We start from the raw sequence: 13,513 nt of genomic DNA, 5'->3' as shown, positions 1-13,513 counted from the left end.
CATGGAGGTATTGCCGCTGGTGGCGCTGGTCGCCGGTAGTGCGGTCGTGGCGGGTCTGGCCCGCCGGACCCCGGTTCCGGCGCCGCTGCTGCTGGTCGCCGCCGGACTGGTCGCCGCGTACGTTCCGGGCGTACCGGCGTACGTCCTGGACCCGCACATCGTGCTGCCGCTGCTGCTCCCGCCGCTGCTGCACACGGCCGCCGTGGACAGCTCGTACCTGGACCTGAGGGCGAACATCCGGCCCATCGGGCTGCTCTCGGTCGGGTACGTGCTCTTCGCGACGCTCGCCGTCGGCTACGCGGCCTACCTGCTGGTCCCGGGCCTGTCGCTGCCGGTGGCACTGGTGCTCGGCGCGGTCATCGCCCCGCCGGACGCCGTCGCCGCCACCGCCATCGCGCGCAAACTCGGGCTGCCGCACCGGATCACGACCATCCTCCAGGGCGAGTCCCTCGTCAACGACGCCACCGCCATCACCGCCTACAAGGTGGCACTCGCCGCGGCGGTCGGAGTGAGCGCCGGCTGGGCGGGCGGCATCGCCGAGTTCCTGCTGGCCTCGGTGGGCGGGGTCGGCGTCGGGCTGCTGCTGATGGTCCCGATCCACCACCTCCGCACCCGGCTCAAGGAGCCGCTGCTGCAGAACACCCTCTCGCTGCTGATCCCCTTCGTGGCGTACGCGGCGGCCGAGCGGGTCCACGCGTCCGGGGTCCTCGCGGTGGTCGTGGTGGCCCTGTACCTCGGCCACCGGAACTGGCAGGTCGACTTCGCCACCCGGCTCCAGGAGGAGGCGGTGTGGAAGGTGATCTCCTTCGTCCTGGAATCGGTGGTCTTCGCGCTGATCGGACTCCAGCTGCCGGTGGTCCTCAAGGGCCTCGGCGAGTACGAGGGCCCGGCCCTGGTCGGGTACGCGCTCTTCGTGTTCCTCGCGGTGGTCGTGGCGCGCTTCGTGTGGGTGTTCCCGGCGACGTTCCTCCCGAGGTGGCTGTCGGAGCGGGTGCGCAGGCGGGAGCCGGACACCACCTGGAAGGCGCCGCTGATCGTGGGCTGGGCGGGGATGCGCGGCGTGGTCTCCCTGGCCATCGCGTTCTCCATCCCGCTGGGCGTCCCGCACCGCAACCTCATCCTCTTCCTGACATTCACCACGGTCATCGGCACGCTGGTCGTGCAGGGGCTGACGCTGCCGCCGCTGATCCGGCTGCTGCGGCTGCCGCCCCGGGACCTGCACGCGGAGACGCTGGCGGAGGCGCAGGCGCAGAGCGAGGCCTCGCGGGCGGCGGAGGAACGGCTGCGGGAGCTGCTGGAGGAACCGGAGAACCAGACCCTGCCGCCGCCGCTGGCCGACCGGCTGCGTACGGTCCTGGAACGGCGCCGCAACGCGGTGTGGGAGCGGCTCGGCGAGGTCAACGCGGAGACGGGCGAGTCGGCGGACGACGTCTACCGGCGCCTCGCCCGGGACATGATCGAGGCCGAGCGGGAGGTGTTCGTGGCCCTGCGCGACCAGCGCCGCATCGACGACGAGATGCTCCGGGTACTGCTGCGCCGCCTGGACCTGGAGGAGGCGGCGGCCTACCGCGAGGAGGCGGGGTGAGGCCCGACACCCCCTGGAGCGTCTAGGGTCGGCCGGTGACCACCGCGGCCAGGGTGGTGCCGGGGGCGAAGGCGCCGGCGGCGGTGAGCTCCGTCAGGGCCCAGAGGAGCTTGGCCACGTAGACCCGTTCGACGGGTACCCCGTGGCGGGTCCCGAAGTCGGCGGCGAAGGCCTCCAGGGCGGCCGGTACGCGGGCGTAGCCGCCGTGGTGGAAGTCCTCGGCCAGGGTCCAGTCGCCGGCCTGGGCGCCGAAGGCGCCCTCCTGGAGGGAACGTATCTCCGCCTCCAGGAAGCCGCCCGCCAGGACCGGTACGCCCAGCGCCCGCTGCCCGGGCGCCAGCCCGGCGGCCAGGCCCGCGAGCGTGCCGCCGGTACCGCAGGCCACCGCGACCACGTCCGCCGCGCCCCGGAGCTCGCGGCCGAGCTCCGCGCAGCCCCGGAGGGCGAGGGCGTTGCTGCCGCCCTCGGGGATCACGTACGCGCCGGTGGCTCCGGCCGCGTCCAGCAGGCGGGCCTGCGTCGGGGGTTCGGCCTTGCGCCGGTAGTCGGCGCGGGAGGCGAAGTGCAGCCGCATGCCGTCCGCCGCGCAGCGGGCGAGGGAGTCGTTCAGCGGCCGGGCGGCGAGTTCGTCGCCGCGTACGACGCCGACGGTCTCCAGCCCCAGCAGCCGCCCGGCGGCCGCGGTGGCGCGCAGGTGGTTCGAGTAGGCCCCGCCGAAGGTCACCAGGGACCCGCACCCGGCCGCCAGCGCCGCCCGCAGATTGGGCGCGAGCTTGCGCCACTTGTTGCCGGGAGGGTACAGGTCCACTGGTCCAAGTACGTCCGTGTCCCACGCGATGGTGCTGTGGATCAGGTCGTCCCGCTTCAGCAGCAATCGCACGCCGTGCCGGTCGAACCGCTCGTCGCGGATCTCCTGCACTGGGGACGGTGGGCGTGGCTGCAAGAGCACGTCAACGTTCGCGGGGCGATTCACCCGTCCATTGTGGGCCGCTCCTGCCCGTGCCGTCGCACGTCAGAGCCCCGCTCACACCATTCGGGTGGTGTGAGCGGGGCCGAAGCCGGCGCGCTGGACTGTCCTGATCGCCGTCGCCCAGCGGGCCGGGGTCTACGTCTCGCGGGTGACGCGCGCGTGATCCGTGAACACCCGCCTGAACAGGTCGTGCCCGGTCCGCCCGGTGTGCCGGAGCGCCAAGTCCTGCGCGTCCGCCTGTTCTTCGTGAGCGCCGGACTCGGCTCCACAGCCGTCGGCGACGCAGAACGCCTCGTAGGTCACCCCGCCTTCCGGGGCGATCTCCTCGCGGTGGCGCGCGAGCGCATCGACGTCCTGGTCTACGCGGCGGTGTTCTTGCACGAGGCGTATCCCCGGCTGAACGATCTCCTGCGGGAGCGTGCTGCCGACGGGTGCGCGGTACGCATCGCAGTCGGCGACGCGGACAGTGAGAACGTCCAGCAGCGAGGACAGGAAGAGAAGTTCGGGCACGGCATCGAGTCCCGCTGTCGCCTCGCTCTCTTGCACTACCGGCCGTTGGCGAGCGTGCCGGGCATCGAGCTTCGGACACACGGCACGACGCTCTACAACAGCTTGTACCGGGCTGATGATCAGGTGTTGGTCAATGCCCACGCCTGGGGTGTGAACGCGTACGGTGCGCCCGTGTGGCACCTTCGCCGCCACGAATCCGGCGGCATGTTCGACACCTACGCGGACAGCTTCGATGCCGTGTGGGAGACAGCCCACCCTGTGGAGGCATGACCGGATGGCCCGGACCGAGTATTACGACGATCCTCACGCGCCGGAGCCGAACAGCATGGTCGTGGCCGCCTCGGCGGTGATCACCGACGGCGAGGACCGCATCCTGCTGCAACGGCGCACGGACAACGACCTGTGGGCGCTGCCCGGCGGAGGGATGGACCTGGGCGACTCACTGCCCGGCACGGCTGTCCGCGAGGTCAAGGAGGAGACCGGGCTCGACGTGGAGATCACGGGACTGGTCGGCACGTACACGGACCCCCGGCACATCATCGAGTACAGCGACGCCGAGATCAGGCGACAGTTCAACGTCTGCTTCACCGCCCGGATCACGGGCGGTGAGCTGTCGTTGTCCGAGGAGAGCACGGCACTGCGCTTCGTGGCGCCGGCCGATCTCGACGCGCTGCCCATGCACCACACGCAGCGCCTTCGTCTCCACCACTTCCTGGAGCGCCGTTCCGTGCCGTACCTCGGGTGAGGGGGTGGCCGGTTCCGGGGGCTACTTCAGGCGTTCCGCGACGCGGGTGCGCATCGCGGACATGGTGAAGCCTCTGGGGTCGACCTTGCCCGGTTGCCATTCCAGGTGGCCGATGACCGAGCGGGCCGTCCAGCCGTGGAAGCGGCAGATGGCCGCCGCCGTGCGGGCGATGGCGTCGAGCTGGACCGCCGGCCAGGGGTCCTGGCCGTCGCCGAGGTTCTCGCACTCGAAGCCGTAGAAGTGGCGGTTCCCGTCGGTGTTCGCGTCGTGGTCGGCAGGAAGGCGCTTCTCCGCGATCACCGCCGCCAGGACGTCGGAGTCGCCGGAGCCCGCGTGGTTGGCGCGGCCGTAGCCGACGAGGTGGACCCGGCCGTCCTTGGCGATCACGCCGTGGCAGAGCGGGCCGGGGAGGTCGGAGCGGCCTTCGCGGCAGAGCCGGACGGTGGACGCGGTGCCGCGGGTGACGGTGTGGTGGACCATCACGCCGTGCACCGGCCCCCAGGGGCCCTTGTGGTTGCGGTTGTGGGTGCGCCAGGCGCCGACCTCGACGACGGTCAGGCCCTCGGCGCGCAGGACTGTGAGGAATCGGTCCGCGGACATGGGTGCGGCCATGGCCGCCTCCTTCCTTGCGGTGCGGAATGCCCACCCTCTGTGTTCATCCCGTCACCCTCCGGTTTAGCGGAGGTGTTCCGTCCGCGGCTAGGGCCTTCGTACGGTGTGCGAGCCGATCCGGCCACCGTCCGGATCGGCTCCCCGTGCGTGTCCGGGTGCCTCCGCGCGTCCCCGGGGGTCAGGCGGAGGCGAGCCACAGGTCGGGGCCGAACACCTCGTAGTGGATGTCGGCGGCCGCGACGCCCTTGGCGAGCAGCTGCTCGCGCACCGACCGCATGAAGGGGAGCGGCCCGCAGAGGTAGGCCGTGGTGCCGGCCGCGACCGGGACGCCGTCGAGGTCCAGGCGGCCTTCGCCGTCGTCCGGCCCGGCCGACTCCTCGTACCAGAAGCGGGCCGAGGAGTCGGTCAGCTTGTGGGTCAGTGCCCGGTGGTCGTCGCGCAGCGGGTGGTCGGCCGGACTGCGGTCTGCGTGCAGGACGGTGACGGGGGCGGTGTGCCCGGTGTCGGCGAGGTGCTCCAGCAGCGAGAGCATCGGGGTGCAGCCGATGCCGGCGGAGGCGAGCAGCACCGGGCCGGCGGAGTCCCGCAGGACCAGGTCGCCGTACGGGGCGGACACGCGCAGGGTGTCGCCGGCGCGGACGCGGGCGTGCAGGTGGTGGGAGACCTCGCCGTCGGGTCCGCCCGCGGCGGGGCCGTGGACCCGCTTGACGGTGATCGCCCGGGTCTGTGAGCCGGGGTCGCCGTGCAGGCTGTACTGGCGGATCTGGCGTGCGCCGTCCGGGAGTTCGACCTGTACGGAGACGTACTGGCCGGGCAGGTGCGCGGGCGCCGGGGCGCCGTCCGCGGGGGCGATGCGGAAGGTGGCGCAGTCCGCGGTCTCCTCGGTCCGGCCGGTGACCGTCCACTCCCGCCAGACGTCGCCCGCGGCGACCTGACTGCCTGCGTAGAGCCGCTCCTCGATGGCGGCGAGGGCGTTCGCCATCAGCCAGTAGACCTCGTCCCAGGCCGCGGCGACCTCGGGGGTGACGGCGTCCCCGAGCACCTCGGCGATCGCCGCGAAGAGGTGCTCGTGGACGACCGGGTACTGCTCGCGGGTCACGCCGAGGGAAGCGTGCTTGTGGGCGATGCGGTTCAGCATCACGTCGGGGCGCTGGTCGGGATGCGCGACGAGGTGCGTCGCGAAGGCGGCGATCGAGCCCGCGAGGGCCTGCTTCTGGAGGCCGGCGGCCTGGTTGCCGCGGTTGAAGAGGTCGCGCAGGAGTTCCGGGTGGGCCGCGAACAGCTTCGTGTAGAAGAGCTCCGTGATGTCGCCGATCGCCGCCCCGACGGTGGGCAGGGTGGCGCGTACGGTCGCGGTCGACTTCTCGGACAGCATGGCGTGCTCCTCGGTTAATTGGTATAGCAGATGCATATTTTTGGGCGTGAAGGGTGGGCGCGGGTGTGAGGCGTGGGGCGGGCGTGAGGTGTGGGACCCGCAGGCCCCTCCGGGGATTCGGACTTCTGTTCCCGTCGGCCGCGCGGTGCGGTACGGGTGGATCCGTCCCCGGTGGAAACCGGCCATCCGCCCCCCGGGTCAGGGTCCGCCCGTCCGGGGCCCGGAACCTCCCGAAATCCCCAGCAGGACCGGGCCGGTCGGGGCCGCCACCAGCTCGTTCATCGTCAGCGGGTCCAGCGAGGCGAAGAACGCCTCCTGGGCCCGGCGCAGCGCGCCGCGCAGGATGCACGCGCTCCGGAGCGGGCACGGGGTGCTCCCCTCGCACTCCACGACGTCGCCCGCGCCCTCCAGCTCCCGCACCAGCCCGCCCACCGAGGCCGTGCGGCCGGCGGGGGTCAGGGCGAGCCCGCCGCCGCGGCCGCGACGCGCCTCGACCAGGCCGAGGTGCTGCAGTCTGGCCACCACCTTGGCGGTGTGGGTGTACGGGACCTCCATGGTCGCCGCCACGTCCCGGGTGGTCGGGAGGTCCGCGTCCGTGACGGCCAGGCGCATCAGGACGCGCAGTGCCAGATCGGTGAACCGGGTCAGCCTCATGGGTCCACCGTAGATAAGTTGCATCTCGTGTGCAAATTAAAAGAACGGTCGGAGCGGTCGTGGCTGAAACCGTGGGATTCCGGGGCGGGGGGTGAAGAGTTGAGCCCGAGAGGGTGCCCCGCACTCGGACGGAGTAGTCCCACCCTTTTGTGTAATGGTCTCACCACGTTCCGTACGGAAGGCTGCATCCCGCAGATCCATGGAGTGATCGAAAGGGAAATACATGTCGGTCCAGGCAGGTTCCGAATCCGAGACCCAGGCACCGCAGCGCAGTCTTGGGACATCGGCCGCGCGGAACTTGGCAACCACGACCAAGTCCGCGCCGCAGATGCAGGAGATCACCTCGCGGTGGCTCCTCAAGATGCTCCCGTGGGTGTCGGTGCAGGGCGGCACGTACCGCGTCAACCGCCGCCTGAGCTACTCGGTCGGTGACGGACGCGTCGAGTTCATCAAGACCGGGACCCAGGTCCAGGTCATTCCCGCCGAGCTCGGCGAGCTCCCGCTGCTGCGCGACTACGAGGACCTCGACGTGCTGGGCGAACTCGCCCAGCGCTGCCAGCAGATCGACTTCGAGGCCGGCCAGGAGCTGACCTCCTTCGGCAACGCCTCCGACCGGGTGTTCCTGCTCGCCCACGGCCGCATCGACCAGGTCGGCCCGGGCCCCTACGGCGAGGATGCCGTCCTGCGGACCGTCGCCGACGGCGCCTACTTCGGCGAGGACTCCCTCGTCGACGAGGAGGCCATCTGGGAGTACACCGCCCGCGCCGCGACCTCCGGCACCGCGCTCGTTCTGTCCCGGCAGGACTTTCAGCTCCTCGCCGACCGGGTCGACTCGCTGCGCGCGCACGTCGACGACGTACGGACGCAGCCCGCGCAGCGGACCAACAAGTACGGCGAGGCCGCGATCGACCTCTCGGCCGGCCACCAGGGCGAGGCCGTCCTCCCCGGCACGTTCGTGGACTACGACGCCCACCCGCGCGAGTACGAGCTCTCCATCGCCCAAACGGTTCTGCGGGTCCACACGCGCGTCGCCGACCTGTACAACCAGCCGATGAACCAGACCGAGCAGCAGTTGCGGCTCACGGTCGAGGCGCTGCGCGAGCGCCAGGAGCACGAGATGCTCAACAACCGCGACTTCGGCCTGCTCCACAACGCCGACTACGACCAGCGCATCCAGCCGCACGACGGCGCCCCCGGCCCCGACGACATGGACCAGCTGCTCAGCATGCGGCGCGGCTCCAAGTTCTTCCTCGCGCACCCCAAGGCCATCGCCGCCTTCGGCCGCGAGTGCAACCGGCGCGGCCTGTACCCGGAGTCGGTGGACATCGGCGGCAACCGGGTGCCGGCCTGGCGCGGGGTGCCGATGTTCCCGAGCAACAAGATCCCGATCAGCGACGCCCGCACCACCTCGATCCTGTGCATGCGTACGGGCGAGGACGAGCAGGGCGTGGTCGGCCTGCACCAGCCGGGCATCCCGGACGAGATCGAGCCGAGCACGTCGGTCCGCTTCATGGGGATCAGCGAGCAGGCGATCATCTCGTACCTGGTCACCGCCTACTTCTCCGCCGCGGTGCTCGTCCCGGACGCGCTCGGCGTGCTGGAGAACGTCGAGATCGGCCGCTGGCGCTGAGCGCGGTGAACGCCGTCGCGACCGGCGAGGGCCAGGAGGCCGCGGTCCTCCTGGATCGGGCGAGAGAAACGGTCAACCCGGAACTGCGCCGGACCATCGAGGGCCTGCCCGGCGCGATGCGGCGCGTGGCGATGTACCACTTCGGCTGGGAGCACGCGGACGGCACCCCGGCCGCGGGCAACGCCGGCAAGGCCATCCGGCCCGCGCTGGTGCTGGCCTCCGCCCAGGCCCTGCGGGGCCTGGGCGGAGAGGCGGACGACGCCGTACGGGCGGCGGTCGCCGTGGAGCTGGCGCACAACTTCACACTGCTGCACGACGACGTCATCGACAAGGACGTCCGGCGCCGCGGCCGGGCCACGGCCTGGACCGTCTTCGGGACACCGGACGCCATCATCGCGGGCGACGCGATGATGGCGCTCGCGCTGCGGCTGCTCGCCGAGGACCCGCACCCGGCCTCGGCGGCGGCATCGGCCCGGCTCGCGTCCTGCGTCATCGAACTGTGCGCCGGCCAGCAGGCGGACTGTGCCTTCGAGCAGCGGCCGCACGTCTCGCTCGACGAGTGCCTGACCATGGCCACGGCCAAGACCGGCGCCCTGCTGGGCTGCGCGTGCGCGCTGGGCGCGCTGTACGCGGGGGCCGGGCCGGACGAGGTCGACGCCATGGATGCCTTCGGCCGGGAGGCCGGGCTGGCCTTCCAGCTGATCGACGACCTGATCGGCATCTGGGGGGACCCGGGGCACACCGGCAAGCCCGCCGGGGCCGATCTCATCGCCCGCAAGAAGTCCCTCCCGGTCGTGGCCGCCCTCACCTCGGGCACCGCGGCGGGGGAGGAGCTGGCCGCCCTGTACGCGGGTCCCATGACCGGGGACGACGTGCACAGGGCGGCCGCCGCGGTCGACCGGGCGGGTGGGCGCGACTGGGCGCAGGCGCACGCCGCCGACCGGATGGGCCGGGCGGTGCAGCAGCTGTCCCGGGCGGTTCCGGACCTGGGGGCGGCCGACGGGCTGCTGGCGCTGGCGGAGTTCGTCACGCGCCGTACGCGCTGACCCCGTGGGGAAGCGGCTTCGGGGGAGAGGCCTGTTCCGGCACCGGATGGTGCCGGAACAGGCCTTTCCGCATGTGGGGGCCAACTCTAGGATCGCCCAAGGTTGTTGAGCTCGGGCGAAGGGTGTGACCAGTGGTACTGGAGATACGTCAAGCGGAGCAGTCGGACCGGGACGCGGTGGCGCGCCTCCTCGATGAGGCCTTCCGTACCGACCCGGTGAGCAGCTGGGTCTTCCCGGACCCGGCGCACCGGGCCGCGGTGCACGCGAAGTTCCTCGGCGTCTTCGTCGACGTGGCGCTGGCCGAGGGCCGGATCGACTACGCGGCGGACGGCTCCGCCGCCGCCCTGTGGCTGCGGATCCCGGCGGGCGAGCCGGAGGGGGAGGACGAGATCCCGGCGAAGATGCGGGCGGTGGCCGACCCGGACAACGAGCGGTGCGAGCTGGTGGGCCGGCTCACGGGCGCGGTGCACCCGACGTCCGAGGAGCACGAGTACCTGCTGATGATCGCCGTCGCCCCGGGCCGCCAGGGCGAGGGGCTGGGCGGCGAGCTGATCCGCCCGGTGCTGGAACGCTGCGACCGCGAGGGCGTGCCGGCGTACCTGGAGGCGAGCAGCGAGCGCAGCATGCGCCTGTACGAACGCCTGGGCTGGGAGCTGACCGGCGAGGCGGTCCGGCTGCCCGACGGGCCCCTGATGTGGCCGATGTGGCGCAAGCCGCGGGGGTGAGACACGGGGGCGAGGGGCGGGGGTGAACGGGGGCCGCGAACGAGGGCCGCGAACGGGGCGGGGCGCAAAAGGGCTTGGCGAACCACTGCAAGTGAAGTAGTTTACCTGGCGTGCCCCGGTGCGGCGGCACTGTCCGACGGAAGAGACCCGCTTGCGCAAGCTCACGTACTTCATCGCCACGACGGTCGACGGCTTCATCGGTGCGCCCGACGGCGACGGCGACTTCCTCTACGCCTTCCTGGACCCGGAGTTCATCGGCCACCTGACGGCCGAGTACCCGGAGACGATCTCCTCCCCGGGCCGCAGGCAGCTCGGGATCGAGGACCTGGCCCCGAAGCGCTTCGACACCGTCCTCATGGGCCGCCGAACCTACGAGCCGGGCCTGAAGGCCGGCGTCACCAGCCCCTACGGCCACCTGCGCGAGCAGTACGTCGTCTCGCGGTCCCTGACCGCGGCGCCCGACCCCGCGGTCAAGGTGATCGGCGGGGACGTGGCCGCGGCGGTCCGCGGGCTCAAGGCGCGCGAAGGCCTCGGCATCTGGCTCTGCGGCGGCGCCGACCTCGCGGCGCAGCTGGCCGACGAGATCGACGAGTACATCGTCAAGACGTACCCGGTCGCCGTGGGGACCGGCATGCCGATGTCCCGGGCGGGCTTTGGGGTGCGTCCGCTGGAGCTGACCGGCTGTACCGCCCTCGGCGGCGGCCAGGTCGTCACCTCGTACGACGTCATGCGCTGACCCCGCCGGACCGCGCGGAACAGGCCTGCCGTGGGGCGCCGGTCTGCGGGCAGGGTGGCGGGCAGGGCGGCGGCAGGCGGCGGGCAGGGCGGCGGGGAGAGGCCCGGACGGCCGGGGGACCGGCCGGCCGGGCCGACGGGGACTAGCCCTTCGCGTCCAGACCCGAGGCGACCAGGCCGTTCGCCCACAGCTGGTTCACGCGGGCGCGCTCGGTCGCGTTCGGGGTGGCGTTCTGGCACGACGTGCCCGGGCCGCCGCCCGACATCAGCTCGCTGCACGGGCCGGAGTAGCGGTCCGGAAGACCCAGCACGTGCCCGGTCTCGTGCGACGTCACGCGGGTGGAGTTGTACTGCTGGTTCTGCCGGTAGTCCAGGAAGATGTAGCCGCGGCCGTGGCCGTCCGTGCTCGCGTACGAGCCGCGGGAGTCGTTGCCCTCGCGGTAGGAGAAGTTCCCGCCGGAGGACACCTCCTGGAGCTTCACGTTCGTCACCGAGCTGTTCCAGATCCGGGTGGAACTGGCTATCTGCGTACGGAAGCTGGGCGCGCTGCGGGTGTTGTACGTGACGGTCACGGCGAGGGCGCCCGGGTTCGCGGCGCGCTGTTCGGTGACCGAGCGCTGCACGGCCTCGAAGAACGCCTTGGTGGCGGCCTGGTTCTCCTGGGAACGCTCGTACGCGGCGAAGGTGGCGGAGTTGCCGACGGGGGCGGGCGCGGCGGCCGCGGGGGCGACGCCGCCGAGGGTGGCGGCGAGGCCGAGGCCGATGCCGGCGGACAGCATGGCCTTACGGGAGTGGCGCATGTGGGGGAGCTCCTACTCGTCCGGTGGTGCTGTGGGGGGTGGGTCGTTCGGTACCGGAGTCTGGGGGAGCGGAAGGGGCCGGGGGATGATGTCACTCCCCGATAGCCCGGCCCTATCGGGGAGTTTTCGGTTGCCCAACAGGGTTAAGAATGGCGGGATTCGGGGGGCTATCGGCGGCTGGTGCGGTCTACCCGGCCCGGCCTACTCTCGGGGCATGGAGCTTGAGGTCAGGCACCTGCGCGCCCTGTGCGCCATCGCCGACGCCGGAAGCCTGCACAAGGCGGCCCGGCAGCTCGGCGTGAGCCAGCCCTCCCTGACGACCCAGCTGCGCCGGATCGAACGGGCCCTGGACGGAGAGCTGTTCCTGCGCGAGCGGACCGGATGCCGGCCCACGCCGTTCGGGCGCACCGTCCTGGGCCGGGCGCGTCCGCTGCTGGCCGAGATGGCCGCCCTGGTGGCGGAGGCGCACGCACTGGCGCACGGGCCGAGGCTGCGGATCGGCTCCACGGCCAGCCGGGCACTGCCGGGGTGGCTGCGACGGCTGCACCGGAGGCTGCCGGACACGGAGACCTCGCTGGTGGTGGACGTCTCGGCCAACGCCCTTCTGCGGATGGTGGGTTCGGGGCAGCTCGACGTGGCGTTCGTGCACGAGGTCGAGGGCAGCCCGCTGCGGATGCCACCCGGGCTGGAGGTGCACGTGCTGATGGAGCGGGAGCCTCAGTTCGTGTCGATGTCGCGGGACCACCCGGCCGCGCGGCAGTCGGTGGTGTCCTTACGGGACCTGGCCGCCGACCGCTGGACGGTCGATCCGTCGGTCGACGGGGAGTGGGACGGGCTGCGCCGCGTCTTCGCCGGGGCGGGGCTCGATCCGCCGGTACTGCACGCCGATTACCACACGGCCACCTCGCTGATCGTGTCCGGCGAGGCGGTGGCCCCGTGCCAGCCGACCTCCGGGCCGCGCGACGACATGGCGATCCGGCCGCTGTGCGGGGACCCCCTCGCCGTACGGCTGCTGCTGGCCACCCCGCCGGGGGCGCACGCGGAGGTCTACGCGGACCTCCGGGCCGCCTACCGCGAGGCGGCCATGCGGACGCCGCCGTACCGGGCGTGGCTGCGGCACCACGCCAGCCCGCTGCTGGAGGTGGCGTAACGATTCACCGCGGGGGACCGGGCGCGGGTGGCGGCCGGCCCGGGGGCTGGGGCGCCCGACGCGCGCGGCCGGGGCCCGGGGGAGGCCCGACGTGTCTCAGCCGCGCCGCGTCCGGGCGCGGTCGTACGCCAGGGCCAGGGCGCCGTGCGCCGTCAGGACGGCGCCGGCCGTCATCCGGCCCGGGCTGCGCCGACGGGCACCCCAGAGCAGCAGGGGCGCGCCCGCCGCCAGCTCGGCCGTGCCCAGCAGGCGGGCCTTCGGCCCGAGCACCCAGGGCCCCAGCGGGCCGTCCTCCACCGCGTCGAGCTCCGCCCGTACCGCCTCGCGCCAGCCGGACCACTCCACCGTCTCGGCGCCGGGCGCGTACCGGGCCGCCTCCCGGAGCCGGTCGGCCGGTTCCCCCGGGGTGAGCCCCGGGGGCAGGGCCAGTCCCGCGCGGGACAGCAGGGCGATGAGCCCGAGCAGCCTGGAGTACCCGTCGGCCTCCGCGTCGGGGCGGGTCAGGCGCTCCAGCTCCTCCAGGTCGAGTACGGGGTCCAGGCCCAGCCGGGCCGCGAGGGTCCGTACGGCCTCCGGTTCGCCGTCCGGGGTCCCGTCCGCCGCCCACCCGTAGACCGCCGCGCGGCGGAACCCGCCGGCCAGGGAGAAGCCGGTCCGGCCGTCCTCCCACCACAGGCTCAGCACCGGCCGGCCGACGCCGATCGCGATGGCCGAGCCCCAGCCGGCGAGCACCTCTGCCACGCTGTCCTCGCCGTCCAGCCACGGCTCTCCCCCGGGGACGATGGCGGTCCAACCGCCTGCCGGGGCCAGTAGCAGGCGTACGCGCGGCAGGTGCGCGGCGGGGCGGGCGGCGAGGGGCTCGGCGCGGCAGAGCAGGAGGCCGCCTGCGGTGCTCGGGGGGATCGGCATGCCCACACGCTAAGGCAAATCACCTCATATCGATGATTCGGGCAGCGCGCTTGACTTCCCCCGACCG

General features: G+C 72.8%; 14 protein-coding genes and 1 pseudogene. 8 read left to right on the top strand and 7 right to left on the bottom strand.

Annotated elements, in window-relative coordinates; genetic code table 11:
• Position 1: 1 nt before the first annotated feature.
• The gene (locus OTB16_RS02275; RefSeq protein WP_267717911.1) at positions 2–1,585 is read left to right on the top strand and encodes a Na+/H+ antiporter; all 1,584 of its coding nucleotides are present in this window, start codon (positions 2–4) and stop codon (positions 1,583–1,585) included.
• Between the two features lie 22 nt (positions 1,586–1,607).
• On the opposite strand, the gene OTB16_RS02270 is transcribed toward OTB16_RS02275, so the two are convergent.
• Positions 1,608–2,558, bottom strand: coding sequence for a 1-aminocyclopropane-1-carboxylate deaminase/D-cysteine desulfhydrase (locus OTB16_RS02270; RefSeq protein WP_267717910.1), 951 nt, complete (start codon positions 2,556–2,558; stop codon positions 1,608–1,610).
• Positions 2,559–2,690: 132 nt separating this feature from the next.
• A pseudogene (locus tag OTB16_RS39810) lies at positions 2,691–2,807 on the bottom strand (DUF7848 domain-containing protein); the annotation flags it as partial.
• On the opposite strand from OTB16_RS39810, the gene OTB16_RS02265 reads away from it, so the two are divergent.
• Together OTB16_RS02265 and OTB16_RS02260 are read left to right on the top strand one after the other, a co-directional pair.
• Positions 2,763–3,335 (top strand): transcriptional regulator, encoded by a 573-nt coding sequence (locus OTB16_RS02265; protein WP_476470153.1) that lies wholly within the window; start codon positions 2,763–2,765, stop codon positions 3,333–3,335. The pseudogene OTB16_RS39810 and the gene OTB16_RS02265 overlap by 45 nt on opposite strands.
• 4 nt (positions 3,336–3,339) lie before the next feature.
• Positions 3,340–3,810: an NUDIX hydrolase gene (locus OTB16_RS02260; RefSeq protein ID WP_267717907.1), complete on the top strand. Its 471-nt coding sequence runs from the start codon at positions 3,340–3,342 to the stop codon at positions 3,808–3,810.
• A gap of 21 nt (positions 3,811–3,831) precedes the next feature.
• Here the strand turns inward: OTB16_RS02260 and OTB16_RS02255 are convergent, their stop codons facing one another.
• From OTB16_RS02255 to OTB16_RS02245, 3 genes are all read right to left on the bottom strand, one after another.
• Positions 3,832–4,422 carry an N-acetylmuramoyl-L-alanine amidase gene (locus OTB16_RS02255; protein WP_267717906.1) on the bottom strand — a complete coding sequence of 197 codons (591 nt, stop codon included), beginning with the start codon at positions 4,420–4,422 and terminating at the stop codon, positions 3,832–3,834.
• 178 nt (positions 4,423–4,600) lie between these two features.
• Complete coding sequence (locus OTB16_RS02250) at positions 4,601–5,797, bottom strand: globin domain-containing protein (protein WP_267718379.1); 1,197 nt, start codon at positions 5,795–5,797, stop codon at positions 4,601–4,603.
• A gap of 198 nt (positions 5,798–5,995) precedes the next feature.
• Positions 5,996–6,451 carry an RrF2 family transcriptional regulator gene (locus tag OTB16_RS02245; protein WP_267717905.1) on the bottom strand — a complete coding sequence of 152 codons (456 nt, stop codon included), beginning with the start codon at positions 6,449–6,451 and terminating at the stop codon, positions 5,996–5,998.
• Between the two features lie 223 nt (positions 6,452–6,674).
• On the opposite strand from OTB16_RS02245, the gene OTB16_RS02240 reads away from it, so the two are divergent.
• The 4 genes from OTB16_RS02240 to OTB16_RS02225 all read left to right on the top strand — a co-directional run bounded on the left by OTB16_RS02240 (position 6,675) and on the right by OTB16_RS02225 (position 10,588).
• Positions 6,675–8,081, top strand: a complete 1,407-nt coding sequence (locus tag OTB16_RS02240) for a family 2B encapsulin nanocompartment shell protein (protein WP_267717904.1) — start codon at positions 6,675–6,677, stop codon at positions 8,079–8,081.
• On the top strand, positions 8,072–9,127 hold the full coding sequence (locus OTB16_RS02235) for a family 2 encapsulin nanocompartment cargo protein polyprenyl transferase (protein ID WP_267718378.1): 1,056 nt from the start codon (positions 8,072–8,074) through the stop codon (positions 9,125–9,127). Before OTB16_RS02240 ends, OTB16_RS02235 begins: the two co-directional genes overlap by 10 nt.
• A 131-nt stretch (positions 9,128–9,258) precedes the next feature.
• The gene (locus OTB16_RS02230) at positions 9,259–9,852 is read left to right on the top strand and encodes a GNAT family N-acetyltransferase (protein ID WP_267717903.1); all 594 of its coding nucleotides are present in this window, start codon (positions 9,259–9,261) and stop codon (positions 9,850–9,852) included.
• Between the two features lie 151 nt (positions 9,853–10,003).
• Positions 10,004–10,588 (top strand): dihydrofolate reductase family protein, encoded by a 585-nt coding sequence (locus tag OTB16_RS02225; RefSeq protein WP_267717902.1) that lies wholly within the window; start codon positions 10,004–10,006, stop codon positions 10,586–10,588.
• Positions 10,589–10,730: 142 nt separating this feature from the next.
• On the opposite strand, the gene snpA is transcribed toward OTB16_RS02225, so the two are convergent.
• Complete coding sequence (snpA, locus tag OTB16_RS02220; RefSeq protein WP_267717901.1) at positions 10,731–11,387, bottom strand: snapalysin; 657 nt, start codon at positions 11,385–11,387, stop codon at positions 10,731–10,733.
• Positions 11,388–11,601: 214 nt separating this feature from the next.
• Between snpA and OTB16_RS02215 the strand changes: the two genes are divergently transcribed.
• Positions 11,602–12,537, top strand: a complete 936-nt coding sequence (locus OTB16_RS02215; RefSeq protein WP_267717900.1) for a LysR family transcriptional regulator — start codon at positions 11,602–11,604, stop codon at positions 12,535–12,537.
• 96 nt (positions 12,538–12,633) lie between these two features.
• Here OTB16_RS02215 and OTB16_RS02210 read toward each other — a convergent pair whose 3' ends face one another.
• Positions 12,634–13,446 (bottom strand): hypothetical protein, encoded by an 813-nt coding sequence (locus tag OTB16_RS02210; protein WP_267717899.1) that lies wholly within the window; start codon positions 13,444–13,446, stop codon positions 12,634–12,636.
• Positions 13,447–13,513: the final 67 nt, after the last annotated feature.

This window comes from Streptomyces antarcticus, assembly GCF_026627255.1.
GTDB lineage: Bacteria > Actinomycetota > Actinomycetes > Streptomycetales > Streptomycetaceae > Streptomyces > Streptomyces antarcticus.
This window is presented reverse-complemented; position numbering and strand designations above follow the sequence as displayed.